Below are 17,837 nucleotides of genomic sequence, written 5' to 3'. Positions count from 1 at the left end.
GACCAGTCACAAAACGGCGGGCCTTTGCCCGCCGTTTTGCTGTCCATCCGTATGATGCGGCCCGATCAATAGCCTTCCGGGCAACTCGCAACGTAGACACGGCCATTGCGATCGCGATAACGGCACTGGCCGCTTTCGCTGGCACGGCCGATCAGCGCACCGGCCAAGGCGCCGGCCGCACCGCCGATCACCGCGCCCTTGGTCGGGTTGCCGGCCACTGCGGCGCCGACCGCCGCACCGCCCAGGCCACCAACGGCCGCGCCTTGCTCAGTACGGGAGCAGGCACCGAGCGGCACCAGCAGGGCCATCAAGATCATCACCTTTTTCATTGTCGTTCCTCTCCAACAGGGTGCCGTCCTCGCCGCTGCGCCCCCTAACTCGCAACCAGCCAATTTGATCCAAAGAAGAAGATCGGCAGCAGACCGGGCGGCGCTCGATTTGATCCAAAGAGAAGAAAGGCGGCGGCAGACAGCGCCCTCTCTGGCGGCGTGGCCGCCATCGAACGGCTTTGGAAGTCGCTGCTATTGGCTGAACGGGATCAGCGCGCGCACCCTTGGATCGCGCAGATACAGGCCGCCCCAGAGGATGGCGCCGAGGTAGACGCCGAACAGCATATGCGAGAACAAAGGGCTGCCGATACGCACATGCGTGGCGATGGCGCCGCCGAGATAGGCGGTGAGCAGGATGGCGCCGAGCACCGAGGTGCGCGGCAGTACATAAAGTGCTGTCGAGACCAATCCAATGATGCCGAGCATGCGCGAGACATTGGCATCGGCTGGCCAGCCGAGCTGCACCATGGTCTGGGTGACGATTTCGAGCGGCGGTAGCTTGATGACGCCGTCGAAGATCATGAACAGCACGATGACGGCGCTGAGCACGCGACCGGCCCAGAGGGCGCGCGGTGAGACGGATGCTGCCTGAGACTTGGTCATTGATGTTCCCTCCGGTCGTTGCGAGCACTGGCTTTTCTGCCAGCTCGAACCAAGGACGCGTCCCATGACGGCCATCCGACATGCCTCCAGTGCTTTTTCACTCCGGGGACGGCGACCTTGGATGTGCAAGTTCAGCCAGCAACCAACCTGGCCAAGTCCACCTTGCGAGGTGAGGTGGAGGGCGTTATTGGAAATCCGTAAGGGTATCTCCCGAGCGCTCGACGGCAGCAGCCGCCTAATCGCACAACGAAAGTAAGCGACGGCAGCAGCCGCCTAATCGCACAACGAAAGTAAGCGATGGCCGGAGAGACCGACCTGAAAAAGTTGCTGGCGGCAATGACGCCGGAGTTGCTTGCCGGCGTTCATGTCTTCACCACGTTGCCACCTGATGCGGCCGTTCCCGACCAGCTCGATCCGGTAATGCTGTTTCGCGAGCACGAGGGCATGACGCTGATCGTGCTTGAAGACCAGGCCAAGACCGCTGGCCTGAAAACCGTGTTCCGCTGCCGGATGCTGACGCTGAACGTCCATTCGTCGCTGGAAGCGGTCGGCTTCCTCGCCGCCATCACCGCGCGGCTGGCCACCGCCGGCATCGGCGTCAATCCGGTCTCGGCCTTCTACCACGATCACCTGTTCGTGCCCGCCGACCGGGCGGAGGAGGCGCTGGATGTTTTGCAGAAACTCGCTGCGGACGCCGCACGATAAGGATCAATGCCTTCGGACGTACAAAATGTCGGGCAATCGCTCTTCATTGTTCGTGCCGTTGCCCAAAGCTTCCGCGCGAAAGCCATGGCGCTCGTAGAAGCGCCGAGCGCCTGAGTTCGACTGAAAGCAATGCAATTTCACAACCGGCAAATTCGCGGTTGCTTGTGTCAGCAGCCGGGCGCCGATGCCTTGGCCAGTCCAGGCAGGATCCAGATAGAGCTGCTCGACCCATTCTCCTGCAACGGCGACAAAGCCAACAATGGCCGCGTCGATTTCGGCGACCGTCACGTGCTGCTGCGCCAGCACGGTGCCGCTGATGAAGGCCATATCCTCATCCGGTGTATGCAGGACCGGCATCCAGTCGAACGACGAAAGCGCTGCGCGCATGATCCTGGCAATTGCGCCTGCGTCCGACCCGTTAGCCGGACGCAGCGCGATTTTAGTCGCAATGCTCATCTCACAAGCCTGCGACCGCGGGCCGCCGGCCGTCCGGCGCCCCCGCGGAGGGCCAGCCGCGAAGCGGCGATGCGGCCCGTGAGCGAGAAGTTATGCCGCCTTCTTCTTTGGCTGGATCAGCCCGCGCTCGACCAGCAGCTCCGCGATCTGAACCGCGTTGAGTGCCGCGCCTTTGCGCAGATTGTCGGAGACGATCCACATCGACAGGCCGTTGTCGATGGTCGAATCCTCGCGGATGCGCGAGATGAAGGTGGCGTCCTCGCCAGCCGATTCCAGCGGCGTGATGTAGCCGCCGTCCTCGCGCTTGTCGATGACCTGGCAGCCCGGCGCCTCGCGCAGGATCTCGCGCGCCTCATCGGCGGTGATCGGCTTCTCGAACTCGATGTTGACCGCTTCCGAATGGCCGATGAACACCGGCACCCGCACGCAGGTCGCCGTCAGCTTGATCTTGGGATCGAGCATCTTCTTGGTCTCGGCCACCATCTTCCATTCTTCCTTGGTGAAGCCGTCGTCGAGGAAGACGTCGATATGCGGGATGACGTTGAAGGCGATGCGCTTGGTGAACTTCTTGACGTCGACGGAATCGGCGACGAACACCGCCCGCGTCTGCGTGAACAGTTCGTCCATGCCTTCCTTACCGGCGCCGGAGACCGACTGGTAGGTGGCGACGACGACGCGCTTTATGGTGGCGAAGTCATGCAGCGGCTTCAGCGCCACGACCAGCTGCGCCGTCGAGCAGTTCGGGTTGGCAATGATGTTCTTGCGTGTGAACAGCGAAATCGCATCCGGGTTCACTTCGGGAACGATCAGCGGCACGTCCTGGTCGTAGCGGAAGGCCGATGAATTATCGATGACGACGCAGCCCTGCTTGCCGATCTTCGGCGACCATTCCTTGGAGACGTTGCCGCCGGCCGACATGATGCAGATGTCGGTGTCGGAAAAATCATATTGGTCGAGCGTCCGGACCTTCAGCGTGCGGTCGCCGAACGACACTTCCGTGCCCTGGCTGCGCCGCGAGGCCAGCGCCACCACCTCGCTCACCGGAAAGCCGCGCTCTTCCAGTATGTTGAGCATTTCCCGGCCCACATTGCCCGTGGCGCCGACGATCGCAACCTTGAAACTCATCGAAATCTCCTGTCCCTCTCCGCTCGGTTTCTGGAGAAAACCCGCCGGCCAATGCGGGTTTCACCCCGGGCCGGACCCGGGAGAGGGTGGTTAGGCCAAGGGAATCAGACCGTTTTGTTGGTCGTTTTACCGGTTTTTTTGACCAAGAACGTGGTTTTGCTGGAACGGAAAGGCGCACCGAGACGTCCGGCCCAATGGTTCGCATTGGGGCCGGGGATGTCGAAGGCAAGAAGCGCCATCAAAAGGCCGCGCATCGAAAACTATCCCGTTCGGTGCCGGCTTTTACGCGGTTTGCGTAAGGAGTCAATCGCAACCAGGCGGATCGCCCGCCCTGTACAACGAGGGCGGCACGAAGTACGAACGGGCATCGTTTGGCTCGTGGCGCCCGTCGTGGCGCTTGCCGACATCAGACCCGTCGCCGGGCATTTAAGAATCCGAATTTCGAAAGAAGCATATGTCCAACTTCGAAGCTATTGTCCCCGTGCTGGCAAAGGCGCTGGAAAAACGCGGCTATGTCGAGCTGACACCGGTGCAGAAAGCGGTTCTTGAGCTCGGTCAGGCCGATGCGCTGGTTTCAGCCCAGACCGGCTCCGGCAAGACCGTCGCTTTCGGACTGGCCTTGGCGCCGACGCTGCTCGACGGCGCGGAGCGCTTTTCCCACGCGGCGGCACCCCTGGCGCTGGCCGTGGCGCCGACGCGGGAGCTGGCCCTGCAGGTGACGCGCGAGCTGGAATGGCTCTACGAGCTGACAGGCGCCACGGTGTCGTCCTGCGTCGGCGGCATGGACATGCGCACCGAGCGACGCGCGCTGGAGCGTGGCGCCCATATCGTCGTCGGCACGCCCGGCCGCCTGCGCGACCACATCACCCGCAATTCTCTCGACATGTCGGCGCTCAAGGCAGTCGTGCTCGACGAGGCCGACGAGATGCTCGATCTCGGCTTTCGCGAGGACCTGGAATTCATCCTCGACGCCGCCCCTGCCGAGCGCCGCACGTTGATGTTTTCCGCGACCGTGCCGCGCTCCATCGCCACGCTGGCCAAGGGCTACCAGCGCGATGCCGTGCGCATCTCGGCCTCGGGCGAGGAGAAGCAGCATCTCGACATCGAATACCGGGCGCTGGGCGTCGCGCAGGCCGACCGCGAAAACGCCATCATCAACGTGCTGCGGTACTATGAGGCGAAGAACGCGCTGGTGTTCTGCAACACGCGTGCCGCCGTCAATCACCTGACAGCGCGCTTCAACAACCGCAACTTTTCCGTCGTGGCACTGTCCGGCGAGCTGAGCCAGAACGAGCGCAGCCACGCGCTGCAGGCGATGCGCGACGGCCGCGCCAAGGTCTGCATCGCCACTGACGTCGCGGCGCGTGGCATCGACCTGCCCAACCTCGAGCTGGTGATCCATGCCGACTTGCCGACCAACCCGGAGACGCTTCTGCACCGAAGCGGGCGAACGGGACGGGCGGGGCGCAAGGGCGTCAGCGCGCTGATCGTGCCGAACAATGCCCGCAAGCGCACCGAGCGGCTGCTGCAAAGTGCCGGCCTTGCGGCGACCTGGGCGAGCCCGCCCTCGGCCGACGACGTGATACGGCGCGATGACGAGCGCATTCTCGCCGACCCGGTCCTCAGCGAGCCTATGAAGGATGAGGAGCGCGGCTTCGTCCAGGCGCTTCTCGATCAGCACGGGCCGGAACAGGTCGCCGCAGCCTTCGTACGGATGTGCCGCTCCAGCCGCTCGGCGCCGGAGGACCTTCTCGACGTCGCACCGTTCACGCCGTCGGGCGAAAAATTTGCGCGCCGGGACGAGGCACCGAGCCGCCGCGACGATTTCGGCGACAGCGTCTGGTTCTCGCTGTCGGTCGGACGCCGGCAGAATGCCGAGCCGCGCTGGCTGATCCCGATGCTGTGCCGGACAGGCGGCATCTCCAAGCGCGAGATCGGCGCCATCAAGATGCAGCCGGAAGAAACCTTCGTGCAGATCGCGGCGGACTGGGCCGAGCGCTTCCTCGCCGCGATCGGCCCCGACCGCAAGCTGCAGGGCAACATTGCGGTCAAGCGGCTGGACGGCACGCCCGATCTGTCGCGGGCCGGCTATCAGGAGCCGCGCCCCGACAAGAAGCCCCACCGCGGCAAGCGGACATTCGATCAGAACACGCCCAAATTCGAGAAGCGCGCACCGGCTGACCAGCGCCCGGCATTCGAGGCAAAGCCCTGGGCCGGCAAACCGGCCAAGGCGAGATTCGAAGGCGGACCGGCGAAACACAAGAAATCGAAGAAACGGCCGGGGTGAATAGCCTGCCCCTTCCATTTCGCGCACGCCCCTTGCGGTCTACCGGAACTTTGCACAGTCTGGGGCAGGGCAATGGGGTGGGCAGGACATGCGCGGCGAAGTTCTTCACTATGACGAGGACCAGGCCTTCGGTTTCATTACCGGGGCCGATGGCAACCGCTACAGCTTCGCGCGCGAGGACTTGCGCCGCCAAGCGTCGGTTGCCGGAGGCACGACCGTCGAATTCCAGCCGGCTGGCGGACGGGCACGCGATGTTTTTTCGATCCACGCCCAACCTGCCAGTGCACCCGCCCGTGCCTCCGCTGCAACCGCCGCCCCATCTCAGGCCGGCAATGCGCCCGCGGCACGTCAGCCGCAACATTTCGGCCGTTCCGCTGAAAATCAAACCGCCGAATCCACCGGCCTGTGGAGCTACTTCTCGCGTGGCCTGACCGAAAATTATTTCAACTTCGCCGGCCGTGCCCGCCGCAAGGAATATTGGGGCTATTGCCTGTTCTGGACGATCGCGCTGATCGTGGCGATAGGATTCGGCGTCTTCATCGACGACGCCATGGGCAATCTCGACAACAGTGAATTGCCGGCAGTGACGGTCGGCCTTTGCGGCCTCTTCCTGCTGGCGACAGCCCTGCCGTGGTTCGGGCTCAACGTGCGCCGCCTGCACGATATCGGCCTGACCGGCTGGCTCTTCCTGCTTTTCCTGATCCCGACCTTCGGCACCGTGATCATCCTGATCTTTGCGCTGATCCCGACCCAGCCGCGTGAAAACCAGTGGGGTCCGGTGCCGGCGGGTGTCCAAATCTAACCGCGGGAGTGCCGCCGCATCGGCGGCAGTCGCCCAGCGGACGTCGACCTACACAGGATCAGCCCAGGAACTTGGCGATGATCGCGTCGCCCATCTCAGCGGTGCCGACCTCGGTCATCCCCGGCGAATGAATATCCCTGGTGCGCAGGCCGTCGTCGAGCACGGCGGCGATCGCACCTTCGAGCTTGTCGGCTTCAGTCACCATGCCGAAGGAATAGCGCATGCACATGGCGAAGGAGGCGATCATGGCGATCGGATTGGCGATGCCCTTGCCGGCGATGTCGGGCGCCGAGCCATGCACCGGCTCGTAGAGCGCCTTGCGCTTTTTTGTCTTCGCATCCGGCGCGCCGAGCGAGGCCGACGGCAGCATGCCGATCGAGCCGGTCAGCATGGCGGCGATGTCGGACAGCATGTCGCCGAACAGATTGTCGGTGACGATGACATCGAACTGCTTGGGCCAGCGCACCAGCTGCATGCCGCCGGCATCGGCGAGCATATGGTCGAGCTTGACGTCGGCATACCTGGCCTTTTGCGTCTGGCTGACGACCTCGTTCCACAGCACGCCCGATTTCATCACATTGCGCTTTTCCATCGAGGTGACGTGGTTCTTGCGCGTGCGTGCCAATTCGAAGGCAACGCCCGAAATGCGCTCGATCTCGAAAGTATCGTAGACCTGGGTGTCGATACCGCGCTTCTGGCCGTTGCCGAGATCGATGATCTGCTTCGGCTCACCGAAATAGACGCCGCCGGTGAGCTCGCGCACGATGAGGATATCGAGCCCCTCGACCACCTCCTGCTTGAGCGAGGAGGACGCCGCCAGCGCCGGATAGCAAATGGCGGGTCGAAGATTGGCGAACAGCTCCATGTCCTTGCGCAGCCGCAGCAGACCCGCCTCCGGGCGCACCTCGTAAGGCACGGCATCCCATTTCGGTCCGCCGACGGCGCCAAACAGCACCGCGTCCGCCGCCATTGCCTTGGCCATGTCGGCATCGGAAATTGCCGCGCCATGTGCGTCGTAAGCGCAGCCGCCGACAAGGCCCTCATCGGTGACGAAATCGCTGCCGAGCTTGTCGTTCATCGCGGCGATCAGCTTCTTCACCTCGGCCATCGCCTCGGGGCCGATGCCATCGCCGGCAAGCAGGAGAAGATTTTTCGAAGCCATGAGAACCGTCCCGATTATTTTAGCGCATGAACGCGGCCTTGCTAAACGCCAAGCGACCGACGCGCAAGCCTGCGGTTCAGAGCATCGGACCCAAAAGTGGCAACCGGTTTTGGGAAAATCCGATGCTCAAGACAAAACGTCTACAGATGCGAAAGGATATTCACCAGCCTGCCGAACGGGTCGCGCACGAAGAAGCGCCGCACGCCCCAGGGTTCGTCTGCCGGACCGTACTCGATGATAAAGCCGGCCGTCCTCATGCTTTCAAGCGAGGCATCGACGTCGTCGACTTCGATAGAGATGTCCGGCACCAGCGTTCCTGATCCCCCTTCGGCCATGAAACTGACCTGCACGGACATCGTCTCTTGCGAGCCATAGGTAGCGATCCAGCCCATATCCATCTTGAGATCGAGGCCGAGCACATCCTGATAGAAGGGTTTTGCCGCCGCGATATCCTGCGTGTCTATGTTTGCAACGATGCGTCTGACCTTCACCATGGGCCGATCCTCGTGCTAACCGTGTCGTTGTCGCAACCGTGACAGGCATCAGGCTGTGCGCCGCAGCGCCGTCACCTCGATCTCGACCTTCATTTCCGGCTTGTTGAGCTGGCACACGATCATCGTTGCTGCCGGCCTGATCTCGCCAAACGCCTCGCCGAGGATCGGGAACACCACATCTACGAAAGCCGCATCGGTGATGTAGTAATGTGCCCGCACCACGTCAGCCATTTCGAAGCCGCCATCTCGCAACGCCTTGGCGATCGTCGTCAGGCAATTGCGCGTTTGTGCCTCCACGGTCTCCGGCATCGACATGGTCGCATAATCGTAGCCGGTCGTTCCGGACACGAAACACCAGTCGCCCTGCACCACGGCGCGCGAATAGCCGGCGGTCTTTTCGAAGGGCGAACCGGTGGAGATCAGTTTTCGCATGGGTCCTCCGCAAATCGTCGCGGATATCTTGCAGGGAACGAGCCGATCCCGCCATGGGCCAGATAGAACTGACGGTTGTTATGAGTCTCCCGCCTCGACAAAGCCCTCTCGTCCAAGGCGTGGTGGTCACTGCGCTTTGCAAAAGTACCTAATTCGCCGACCCCAGCGCCTTGTCCAGCGCTTCCTTGACGTCGGCCGGCCATGTACTCACCGCTGGCCACGCGTCCGGCTCGGGCTTGTCGCCGCGGCGGGCGAAATAGAGCTTGTGCTTGACCGGGTCGACCGCCATGAAGCCGTCATTGCCGCCGCAATCATGCGGCACGCAGCCGCTGGCAAAAAAGGCGCCCGAAGCGGTCTTCTCAGTTCCGCCGCCGACCAGCAGGCTAGTCGCCATGTCGGGCATGTCCTTGCCGAGCAGCGTCTCGGCTAGCCTGTAGACAGCCTCGTTGTGAAAGGCATCGATGACGTTGTCGTATTTCGACGGATCGACGTCCTTCCAGTCGGTGCCCGGCTCCGGCATATAGGTGAGATTGCCCGAGGTCGTCAGCCCGGCCGTCGGCGACCATTGCAGCGCCGGCTTGGAATCGCCCGGCAAAAGATAGGGTACGAAATAGATGGCGCTGTCGGAGATCGCGGCCGGCGGTGCGCCGCATTCATCCTGCTCGACCGTGACCGTCTGGATCGTGCCGCCTTCCGGCTTCCACACGATCACCTTGGCCGGGCCGCATTGATTGCCGCCGTCGCCGACATCGACCAGCGCCACCTTGACGCCGCCGACCTCGACGATCTTGTCGAAGAAGACGTCGTAATTGCGCGCCAGTTCCTTGCCGTCGAAGGCGAGCACCCGTTCCCCGTACTCTTCCTCCTGGGTGATGGTCAGTTGGCCGCCCTCGAACGGGATCGGCGCCTGTTTGTCATTGTCGGCTAGGGCCGCATTGCTCAACGCGCCCTGGTCGGCGGCCCTGCCGGGCGCATCGTCAGCCGGCACGAGCACCATGTCGGTCTGTGCATGCGCGCCAGCCACCGGCATCAGAATCCACGCCAGCGCGCAGGCCCCGACAAGAAGCGAACGTGTCATGACTGTCCCTCCGTTCAGCCGCCACGAACCCGGCCTGTCGCGGGCGGGGCATCGTACCGCTCAGGCCCAGGGGCGCTCAGCGGCGTTCCTCTTCTCGAACGAAGCGATGGCGCCGGCTTTTTCCATGGTCAGGCCGATATCGTCGAGCCCGTTGAGCAGGCAATGGCGCTTGAACTCGTCGAGGTCGAACTTGACCACGCCGCCGTCAGGCCCACGGATTTCCTTGGCCTCCAGATCGACCGACAGCGTCGCGTTCGAACCGCGCGAAGCATCGTCCATCAGTTTCTCAAGATCTTCCGGGCTGACGGTGATCGGCAGGATGCCGTTCTTGAAGCAATTGTTGTAGAAAATGTCGGCGAACGAGGTCGAGATGACGCAACGGATGCCGAAATCGAGCAGCGCCCACGGCGCATGTTCCCGGCTCGAGCCGCAGCCGAAATTATCGCCGGCGACCAGGATCTGCGCCTTGCGGTAGGCCGGCTTGTTGAGCACGAAGTCCGGGTTTTCCGAACCATCGTCCTTGTAGCGCATTTCGGCGAACAGGCCGGTGCCGAGTCCGGTGCGCTTGATCGTCTTGAGATAATCCTTGGGGATGATCATGTCGGTGTCGACATTGACGATCGGCATCGGCGCGGCGACGCCGGTGAGCTTGGTGAATTTTTCCATGTCCTTGCCCGTCTTCTTCTTGTTGCGGGAAATTGCTGGCGCCCGGTTTACACAAAGCCGCGGGCAAATAAAAGGCGGCTGTTTTTGGACCTCCGTCGTCGATCGAAACGCAAGATCGGTACAAAACAGCTTCAAAACCACCGGCCCATGGTGCACTTTTGTCGACATGACAACGCGATCCAAGGTCCTCTACGCCAGCGAACCGGGTCTCGGCATCGCCGAGTTCCGCCGCGTTCTGGTGGAATCCGGCCTCGGCGCCAATCGCCCCGTCGATGACGACACCCGATTGAACGCGATGCTGTCAGGGGCCAATTTGGTGCTCACCGCGCGTCTCGATACAGAAGGGAAGCCGCTGGTCGGTGTTGCCCGCGGTGTTACCGATTTCTCGTGGGTCTGTTTCGTTTCCGAGCTCGCCGTTTGCAAATCGGCGCAAGGGCTCGGCATCGGCAAGGGCCTGCTTGATGAAGCGCGCCGGCAACTCGGGCCTTCCGTTGCCATAAGCCTGATTTCCATGCCCGACGCCGTCGGCTTTTATGAGCGCATCGGCATGAAGCGCGTGTCCGACGCGTTCTGGTTCGACCGCAAGCGCTGACGCGTTGCCTTGCCAGCTAGTGGATCGAATCTAACGTTTGGTGCCCGCGTTTGACCGCGGCGGCGATCCTGTCGGGGTCGGCGGTCCAGATGAAGGGTCTGGGCTGCTGGTTGTGCTCGGCGAGGAAGGGGTAGATTGCCGCCCTGGAGGTCGACCACCGAGTGAAGACGCCGCGCTTGAGCGGCGCTTCGACAAGTGCGGGTGGCCGAGGGCGATCGCCCAGTCGGCGTCCTCGGCGATTACGGCGGCTGCTGATCCTCGAACCAGAATGATGACTGGCGTCGCGAGATGGTTCCCACCGACGGCAAGGGAAAATGCGACGTCATTACGATGCGGCCATTGTCCGAGCAAGCCTCCAGGAATGCCCATCTCGTCCGACGTGCCTGGTCAGGGTCCGTGTCGTACCGAAAGCTCCAGTCAGGGTATATGCATTGCATCGGCCAATGCATGAGATCGCCGGAAAACACTGCCCCTACGCCTCGAGATTTCAGGCCGATGGCTACGTGCCCCGGGGTGTGGCCCGGCGTCGGTTCCAGCCACACTTCGCCATCGAGTTCATAATCCATATCGACAGCACAGCCCGACCAGCCTCGACGATTGGCAACACATTGTCCTCATAGGTCCGATCTTCGTCATCACCGGAGGCCGCCTGTGCGGCCTCGAACTCGCGCCGCGCCATGATGTAGCGGGCGTTCGGGAATGTCGGTACCCAACGCCCGTCCACCAATCGTGTGTTCCAACCGCAATGGTCGACATGAAGATGGGTGCACAGCACATAGTCGATCTGCTCGGAAGCAACACCTGCATTTGCCAGGCGCTCCAAAAAGGTGCCGTCATTGCGGCGATGCCAATGGGGGAAGTATGCGAACGTCTTATCGTTGCCGACGCAACTGTCGACCAGAATGGTGTGGTGTCCGGTACGAACAAGAAAACTCTGGATGGGAAGAATAAGCCGGCCGGTTGCAGGCGATATTAATCGCGGCGTGAGCCAATGAAGATGCGGTTCGAGCGCTTCATCGGTGCAGTCGGGAAACCATTCCGACGGCGTCCGCAGAGGGTCGCACATCTCCAGAATTCTGGTTATCCAGATATTCCCGATTCTCCAGTCATCCACTGACTGCATCCTTCTTCGATCGAGGACGGATCGCTAGAGATAACATTTGCGGCCAGATGGCGTCAGACATTTCTGCCTGTAGGAGAAGGAGCGCTCGCGATGTGGCCGCGCTCACGATCGGGTACCAAGCGTTAGAACTTAACCACTAGTGGTCGAAATCTGACGCTTGGTTCCGGGGCCGTAAGCCCGCTCAGGGTGGAAAGCGGACGCTACCATGTACTTTTTGGCAAAGCGCTCAGTGCGCGCGTGACGCAAGGTGAATTTCAAGCGGCTTTGAGATGAGGCCTTTATCAACGATGGCTTCAAGCGTCTGCTTCGTCAGACTGATATCGTCATATTGCTGCGGAACCGACAGAATTAACCCACCCTCTTCGGGCGTGGCATAAAACACTACATAGCCTTCGCCTCACCGGCGAGAGGGAAGGCGATAGTATTGATTTCAGTATCCATTACTCGCTTGCCAAAAAAATAATTGGCACGATTATTCTGCTGACGTAATTCAAACTCCTGATGCTGGAGAACAGAGTATATACGTTTGTTCTCCGGTGACTCAGGGTCGTTGCTGCATCCAGAGAATGGGATAATTGCGAACATCAACACTGAAAGTGCCTTCCAACTAGTGGAGGTCAAGCCAAATTCCTGCTTTCCATGGCTCTTTAAGTATCTGCCCTAGATGTCCGAAATGAGTCGGCAGCGGTATTCCGTTTCGGGTACCAAGCGTCAGGTTTTGACTACTAGCGTGCGGACTTTTGATATCGGCGGGGCAGCCTCCCCTCTGTCCGGCAGGACAGAGGGGAGGGCGGGAACTCGACAGAGCGGCTTATTCTGGGCGGCCTTCCCTCAAATCACGTTCAATTCACGAAACGCCCGCCCCTCAGCGACTCGGCTATACCCAAACGCCGAGCAATCCACCGTGCGATAGCCGCCATGGACGATCAGTTCGGCCAGCGCTTTGCCGACCGCCGGCGCCTGCTGCAAGCCGTGGCCGGAAAAACCGTTGGCGAAGAAGAAATTGCCGACCTCGGGATGCGAACCGATCACCGCGTTCTGGTCGAGCGTGTTGTAGTCGTAATGGCCGACCCAGGCGCGCGTCGGCTTGATCGCCTCGAAGGCCGGAATACGGGTCGCCAGCACCGGCCAGATCACCTCTTCGAACAGCGGCCAGTCGGGTTCGAAATCTGTGGGGTCGGCGGGGCCTTCGCCCTCTTCCGGCTCGGCGCCGCCGGTGATGTAGACCGAACCTTCCGGCCGGACATAGATGCCGCTCGGGTCGACCAGCAGCGGCATGTCGTCATATTTTTCGCGCGCCTCGAAGACGAAGACATTGCGCTTGCGCGGCTCCACCGGCAGCGCCAGCCCGGCCATTGCTGCCACCTTGCCGGCATTCGGCCCGGCAGCATTGACGACGATGCCGGCCTCAAGCCGCTCGCCATTTTCGAGGGTCACACCGGTGACGCGGCCGCCTTGCCGCTCGATGCCGGTCACCGACGCCGTGATGAAGTCGATATCCTTCGTCCGCAGCGCCTTGCGGAACAGCATCAGCATCGCATGCGCGTCGAACCAGCCCTCGCCGCTGCGGCCGTAGGCCCCGGCAGTGATACCCTCGGCCGATAGCCACGGAAACCGACGAACAAGCGCCTCGGCATCCTCGAGCACGATGTCGGCGCCCTCGGCCATCTGCGCCTCGTGGTTGGCCTGCAGGATAGGCAGCCCGTTTTCGCCGGCAAGGATCAGATAGCCGCCTTCGCGAAAGCCGATATCGGCGTCCGCCCCGAATTCTTCCTTCAACCGCCGGAACAGTTTCAGCGTGAACTGCGACAGCCGGATGTTTTCAGGGATCGAGAACTGCTGGCGGATGGAGGCGCAGGACAGCGTTGTCGCCGCATGGGAAAATTGCGGGTCGCGCTCGACAACCGCGATCGGGCCCGAAAACCCTTCCTCGCGCAGATAATAGGCGACCGAGGAGCCGACGATGGCTCCGCCGATGATGATGATGTCGTAATGCACCTTTTTCGCCCTTCCGGTCTGAACCGCCGAGTCACGCCGCCGGCAGGATGATCTCGAAGCGCGTGCCGCTCGCCGAGTCAACCAGCCGGATCGTGCCATCATGCGCTTTCAGGAGGGCCAGCACGATGCCGAGGCCCATGCCGGTGCCGCCGGAATCGCGGCGCGTGGTGAAGAACGGCTCGAAGATGCGGCCTCGGTTGCTGGGCGAAATGCCGGCGCCGTCATCGTCCACCACAATGGTGGCCTTGCCGTCCGCGCTTGCTGCCGTGACCGAGACCAGCGTCGCGCCGTGTCGCGCCGAATTGTCGATGAGATTGGCCAACACGATCGCGGCGTTTTCGGCCGATATGCGCAGGCCGATATCGGCGCCCGCCTCGAGGCGCACCGCCAGCCTGTGGTCGGCCGGCAGCAGCGCCAGTGCCGGAGCGAGTGATGTGCCTTGGCCGCTGGGCTCGAGATTTTCGGCACGCGCAAGGTCAAGCAGGCGGCGCACCAGCAGATTGAGCCGGCCGGCATCGGTGACGATATTGTCTGAAAAACGCCGCCGCTCGGCCTCGTCCATCGCGCCGCCCGAATCGCGCAGCAGTTCGGCTGCCCCCTGGATCGCCGTCAGCGGCGATTTGAGTTCGTGCGAGACGTGGGTGGCGAAGGTCTGGATGCTGTCGGAGCGCGCATGCAGCTTTTCGGCCATGTCGAGGAAGGCCGCGGAGAGCGCCGCCATTTCGCGCGTGCCGTGGTGATCAAGCGACCTGATCGCCTCACGGTCGCCGGCGGCGATGCGCTCGGTGCGCTCGATCAGTGCATAGATCGGCCGGCTGACGGTGCGCAGGAAGACCAGCCCGATCAGCAGCGTGCCGCCGAGGATGGCGATTGCCGCCAGCGCCACCTTGCCGCGCTCGCCAAAGAGATGCTTGACGATGTTGTTCGGCGTCCGCGACAGATAGACCACGCCGGCGACCTTGCCGGAGACCGCAACTGGTATGGCGACGAAGACGCGGACTTTGGTGCCGCGGCTGACCGAATAGAGCGGCGGCGATGGCTGGTCGGGAACCCGCAGCCTGAGCGCGCTGGCGTAGCGGCCGGCAAGCGCGGCGCGAACCTCTTCGACCGCGGCGAGCGACAGGCCGGCCTCCTCGCGGCCGGCAATGACCACGCCGCTGGGATCGAGCAGCCGAAAGCCGGCCAGCGTGGTTTTCTGCGTCTCGGCAAGAATGCCCGACAGCCGCGCGCCGATTGCCGCGAAGGCAGGATCGACGCTGGCCGCCGTGGCCGCGGGCCGGGTCGGCAGTATCCTGTCGGACGCAAGATCGAGGCGCGGTTCGATCGGCTGGTAGGCAGAAGCCCGATCCCTTGTACTGGGTGGAGGCATGGGTGTGCCGAGCTTTTCCGGGGCAAGGCCGGCCTCACGGACCTCTAGCGCATAGATCGCGGCAAGGGCGGCACCTTGCGCGATCAGCTCGGCCTCGGTCTGGCGGATCAGCTGGTTCTCGTACAGCCGGAAGAAGAACAGGCCGGCCAGCGGCAGTGCCATCACCATGATCAGGATGGCAATGACGACCGTGGCAAGCCGTGGCCGCCATTTGCTGCCAATCCGTTCTTGGGCGCTCACGCGCCGCATTTGCCGAGCCGGAAGCCGACGCCATGCACGGTCTCGATTGCATCGACGCAGCCGACCGCCGCCAGCTTGGCGCGGATGTTGCGGACATGGCTGTCGACGGTGCGGTCGGCGACGTGGATATTGGCAGCATAGGCATTAGCCATCACCATGTCGCGGCCGAGCACATGCGCGGGACGCGCCAAAAACCCTTTCAGGATCGCGAATTCGATGCCCGTCAGCACCAGCGGCTTGCCGTCGAAGCTGGCTGTATGGCTTGCCGGCACTAAGGCCAGTCTGCCATGCGAGAATTGCCGATCGTCGGCATGTTCGGGCGCAGGCCGGGCGCGGCGCAGGATGACGTTGACGCGGGCGACCAGCTCGCGCGGGCTGAACGGCTTGGTGACATAGTCGTCGCCGCCCATTTCCAGCCCGAGGATGCGGTCGATCTCTTCATCCCGCGCGGACAGGAACAGCACCGGCACGTCGGATGTGTGGCGCAGCCGCCGGCACACTTCCAGCCCGTCCATTTCCGGCATGCCGATGTCGAGCACGACGAGATCGGGCGCGCGGCGTTCGATCGCCTGCAAGGCAGCCGCGCCGTCCGGCACCGCCAGCGTCTTCATGCCGGCCTTTTCGAGCGCGAAGCAGATGATTTCGCGAATGTGCGGATCGTCGTCGGCGACCAGTATGTGGTGCGGCATCAAATCAGCGGCCCGGCATGAAGGGTTCGGACATCGGAGGAACCACGAACGGGATACGTGTGTCGAGAGCACGAAGGCGCCGCCAGTCGCGAAAGCTCCAGGCGCGCCAGTTTTCTAGGCCGGCGCGGTAGCGGGCCTCGTCCTGCCCAAGCAAACGGGCGAGTTCGCGGTACGAGGAAACGGTCGAGCGCCGGCCAGGCGCTGGGACCGAGCGTACGCAGATACCAGAAATCGAGTTCGGTGCCTTGGCCGGTCATTTCGAATGAGTGCTCGACATTGTAGTTGGCGATCAGCGCCGCGAAGTTGACGAAGCAGCAGGCATAGAGCGTCATTGAAAGCGTCAGAAGATGGGCGGAAAGCAGCCATTCATTGGATTTTTCGAACGCGATGCGGGCGATGATCAGGGCAAGGCCCGCCGCCACCAGTCCCATCCAGACGAAGGCGGCGATGCGCCAGTAGGTCAGCGCGTAGATGCCGATATAGAGGTCGAGCCGCAGGATCGACGAGATGACCAGCACGATGTTCTGCGCCACCCAGACGTAGACCAGCCGGCGGATGAGCGGATCGCTGGAGGTCGTGCTGCCCGGCCGCAGCGCCGCCAGGACGAAGCCGGCTGCGAGCAGCGCTGTGATGATCAAGGGATAGGCGCCGCGATGCGCATAGGCGGCGTAGGTCAGCCCGTCGGGAAGCGCGATGCCGCCCCACAGATAGGTGGCGTCGAGCGCGGTCTGCATCGCGAAAAGGATGTTGAAGACGACCAGCGCACGAAGAATCGCGGCTTTGCCGAAGATGATGTCCTCGATCGCCTTGGCGGGTTTTGTCGTCGCCCGGCCGACAGGCACAGGCGACAGCACACGCGGAATGGAGCGGAGAAAGCGCGGTAGGCGCGGGCGCAGAAAGGCCCAGACGCCGACCAGCACGAACAGCCAGAAGGCGAGACGCGGCAGCTGGATGAGCTCGAGCAGTGCCATTAGGTCGATCAGCGACAGCCAGTATTCGACGACCGGATTGGCGGCGCCGAACAGCGCGAGAAACACCGCGCCGAGGCTTAGCGGCATGACCCAGACGGCAATCGTCGCAAGGCGCACGCGCCGTCGGCCAAGCTGCCGGGCCGCCTTGCGCCAGCGAAAGAAATCCAGGACGAACCGAAAGGGCGTTGCAAGCAGGAATAGCGAGAGTTGGCCGGCAATGCGGGCAACCCCCTGCTTCAACCGCCCGGCCAGCGAAAGCGCGAAGACGGCCAGCGCCGCCAGCCCGATCGAGACGGAGAGCGCACTGACATTTTCCGCGACCGGCAGCAGCGCCACAAGCAGCGCAACTGGCTTGAACCAGGGCCTGCCATCATTGAAGGAGCCGAGAGGATGGACAGCCATGCTCGTGGTGGCAATCGCAACGCCGAACAGGAAAAGCGTGATGCCGGCCGGTTGGCTATAGAAGAAAAAATCGGCCAGCGCGACGAGCAGGACGGCAACGCCGAAGCGGCTGCAATAGCTCGGCGCCGGCGTGAGGAACGCTGTCATGATCGGGCTTTCTCGGCCGCTTTGATGCGGCCGGAATATCTGGGCGGGGATTTGCGGACGAAAGGGAGGAGGTTTGCCGGGGGCGGATCGACAAGCCACCAGCTGTCGCGGCGAAGCCGGTACGGCAGGGACCAACGGCAATTTGTTTGCTCTTGCATGCCGCCCTT

20 protein-coding genes and 1 pseudogene are annotated in these 17,837 nt (G+C 62.9%); 4 read left to right on the top strand and 17 right to left on the bottom strand.

Annotated elements, in window-relative coordinates:
• Positions 1 to 65: 65 nt before the first annotated feature.
• Together NKI22_RS00440 and NKI22_RS00435 are read right to left on the bottom strand one after the other, a co-directional pair.
• Entirely contained in the window at positions 66 to 329 is a 264-nt protein-coding gene (locus tag NKI22_RS00440) for a YMGG-like glycine zipper-containing protein (protein WP_023680734.1), read from the bottom strand.
• A 192-nt stretch (positions 330 to 521) separates the two neighbouring features.
• Positions 522 to 932: a DoxX family protein gene (locus NKI22_RS00435; protein ID WP_023721914.1), complete on the bottom strand. Its 411-nt coding sequence runs from the start codon at positions 930 to 932 to the stop codon at positions 522 to 524.
• A gap of 297 nt (positions 933 to 1,229) precedes the next feature.
• On the opposite strand from NKI22_RS00435, the gene NKI22_RS00430 reads away from it, so the two are divergent.
• Complete coding sequence (locus tag NKI22_RS00430; RefSeq protein WP_352481080.1) at positions 1,230 to 1,637, top strand: ACT domain-containing protein; 408 nt, start codon at positions 1,230 to 1,232, stop codon at positions 1,635 to 1,637.
• A gap of 3 nt (positions 1,638 to 1,640) precedes the next feature.
• Here NKI22_RS00430 and NKI22_RS00425 read toward each other — a convergent pair whose 3' ends face one another.
• The 3 genes from NKI22_RS00425 to NKI22_RS00415 all read right to left on the bottom strand — a co-directional run bounded on the left by NKI22_RS00425 (position 1,641) and on the right by NKI22_RS00415 (position 3,472).
• Positions 1,641 to 2,024: a GNAT family N-acetyltransferase gene (locus NKI22_RS00425; protein ID WP_352516117.1), complete on the bottom strand. Its 384-nt coding sequence runs from the start codon at positions 2,022 to 2,024 to the stop codon at positions 1,641 to 1,643.
• Between the two features lie 159 nt (positions 2,025 to 2,183).
• Entirely contained in the window at positions 2,184 to 3,218 is a 1,035-nt protein-coding gene (locus tag NKI22_RS00420; protein WP_023721916.1) for an aspartate-semialdehyde dehydrogenase, read from the bottom strand.
• 104 nt (positions 3,219 to 3,322) lie between these two features.
• Positions 3,323 to 3,472 carry a hypothetical protein gene (locus tag NKI22_RS00415; protein ID WP_352817231.1) on the bottom strand — a complete coding sequence of 50 codons (150 nt, stop codon included), beginning with the start codon at positions 3,470 to 3,472 and terminating at the stop codon, positions 3,323 to 3,325.
• A 200-nt stretch (positions 3,473 to 3,672) separates the two neighbouring features.
• Here NKI22_RS00415 and NKI22_RS00410 point away from each other — a divergent pair, with 200 nt between their 5' ends.
• Together NKI22_RS00410 and NKI22_RS00405 are read left to right on the top strand one after the other, a co-directional pair.
• Positions 3,673 to 5,505 (top strand): DEAD/DEAH box helicase, encoded by a 1,833-nt coding sequence (locus tag NKI22_RS00410; RefSeq protein ID WP_352817229.1) that lies wholly within the window; start codon positions 3,673 to 3,675, stop codon positions 5,503 to 5,505.
• An 88-nt stretch (positions 5,506 to 5,593) separates the two neighbouring features.
• On the top strand, positions 5,594 to 6,307 hold the full coding sequence (locus NKI22_RS00405) for a DUF805 domain-containing protein (RefSeq protein WP_352481083.1): 714 nt from the start codon (positions 5,594 to 5,596) through the stop codon (positions 6,305 to 6,307).
• A 58-nt stretch (positions 6,308 to 6,365) separates the two neighbouring features.
• Here NKI22_RS00405 and leuB read toward each other — a convergent pair whose 3' ends face one another.
• The 5 genes from leuB to leuD all read right to left on the bottom strand — a co-directional run bounded on the left by leuB (position 6,366) and on the right by leuD (position 10,139).
• On the bottom strand, positions 6,366 to 7,469 hold the full coding sequence (gene leuB, locus NKI22_RS00400) for a 3-isopropylmalate dehydrogenase (RefSeq protein ID WP_352495996.1): 1,104 nt from the start codon (positions 7,467 to 7,469) through the stop codon (positions 6,366 to 6,368).
• Between the two features lie 140 nt (positions 7,470 to 7,609).
• Positions 7,610 to 7,960, bottom strand: coding sequence for a VOC family protein (locus tag NKI22_RS00395; RefSeq protein ID WP_352817306.1), 351 nt, complete (start codon positions 7,958 to 7,960; stop codon positions 7,610 to 7,612).
• A 51-nt stretch (positions 7,961 to 8,011) separates the two neighbouring features.
• Positions 8,012 to 8,395, bottom strand: a complete 384-nt coding sequence (locus tag NKI22_RS00390) for a RidA family protein (protein ID WP_023721922.1) — start codon at positions 8,393 to 8,395, stop codon at positions 8,012 to 8,014.
• Positions 8,396 to 8,543: 148 nt separating this feature from the next.
• The gene (locus NKI22_RS00385) at positions 8,544 to 9,473 is read right to left on the bottom strand and encodes an Ivy family c-type lysozyme inhibitor (protein WP_023721923.1); all 930 of its coding nucleotides are present in this window, start codon (positions 9,471 to 9,473) and stop codon (positions 8,544 to 8,546) included.
• A 60-nt stretch (positions 9,474 to 9,533) separates the two neighbouring features.
• A complete protein-coding gene (gene leuD, locus NKI22_RS00380) occupies positions 9,534 to 10,139 on the bottom strand; it encodes a 3-isopropylmalate dehydratase small subunit (RefSeq protein WP_023721924.1) in 606 nt (201 codons plus the stop codon).
• Between the two features lie 166 nt (positions 10,140 to 10,305).
• Here leuD and NKI22_RS00375 point away from each other — a divergent pair, with 166 nt between their 5' ends.
• Positions 10,306 to 10,731 carry a GNAT family N-acetyltransferase gene (locus NKI22_RS00375; protein ID WP_023721925.1) on the top strand — a complete coding sequence of 142 codons (426 nt, stop codon included), beginning with the start codon at positions 10,306 to 10,308 and terminating at the stop codon, positions 10,729 to 10,731.
• A gap of 16 nt (positions 10,732 to 10,747) precedes the next feature.
• Here NKI22_RS00375 and NKI22_RS00370 read toward each other — a convergent pair.
• From NKI22_RS00370 to NKI22_RS00340, 7 genes and pseudogenes are all read right to left on the bottom strand, one after another.
• Positions 10,748 to 10,912: pseudogene (locus NKI22_RS00370) on the bottom strand (IS630 family transposase); the annotation flags it as partial.
• A 318-nt stretch (positions 10,913 to 11,230) separates the two neighbouring features.
• A complete protein-coding gene (locus NKI22_RS00365; RefSeq protein ID WP_352817225.1) occupies positions 11,231 to 11,845 on the bottom strand; it encodes an MBL fold metallo-hydrolase in 615 nt (204 codons plus the stop codon).
• A 235-nt stretch (positions 11,846 to 12,080) separates the two neighbouring features.
• Positions 12,081 to 12,236 carry a hypothetical protein gene (locus NKI22_RS00360; protein ID WP_023721927.1) on the bottom strand — a complete coding sequence of 52 codons (156 nt, stop codon included), beginning with the start codon at positions 12,234 to 12,236 and terminating at the stop codon, positions 12,081 to 12,083.
• A 449-nt stretch (positions 12,237 to 12,685) separates the two neighbouring features.
• Positions 12,686 to 13,852, bottom strand: coding sequence for an NAD(P)/FAD-dependent oxidoreductase (locus NKI22_RS00355; protein WP_023721929.1), 1,167 nt, complete (start codon positions 13,850 to 13,852; stop codon positions 12,686 to 12,688).
• A 31-nt stretch (positions 13,853 to 13,883) separates the two neighbouring features.
• Complete coding sequence (locus NKI22_RS00350; protein WP_023721930.1) at positions 13,884 to 15,470, bottom strand: ATP-binding protein; 1,587 nt, start codon at positions 15,468 to 15,470, stop codon at positions 13,884 to 13,886.
• Positions 15,458 to 16,150 carry a response regulator transcription factor gene (locus NKI22_RS00345; protein ID WP_352481091.1) on the bottom strand — a complete coding sequence of 231 codons (693 nt, stop codon included), beginning with the start codon at positions 16,148 to 16,150 and terminating at the stop codon, positions 15,458 to 15,460. The genes NKI22_RS00350 and NKI22_RS00345 overlap by 13 nt, the downstream gene beginning before the upstream one ends.
• Positions 16,150 to 17,670 carry a DUF4153 domain-containing protein gene (locus NKI22_RS00340; protein WP_352817220.1) on the bottom strand — a complete coding sequence of 507 codons (1,521 nt, stop codon included), beginning with the start codon at positions 17,668 to 17,670 and terminating at the stop codon, positions 16,150 to 16,152. Before NKI22_RS00340 ends, NKI22_RS00345 begins: the two co-directional genes overlap by 1 nt.
• Positions 17,671 to 17,837 lie beyond the last annotated feature (167 nt).

Origin of the sequence: Mesorhizobium sp. M0778, from assembly GCF_040320105.1 — a bacterium.
Taxonomy (GTDB): Bacteria; Pseudomonadota; Alphaproteobacteria; order Rhizobiales; family Rhizobiaceae; genus Mesorhizobium.
Note: the sequence above shows the minus strand (reverse complement) of the source record. Positions and strands in the feature narration are given on the sequence as shown.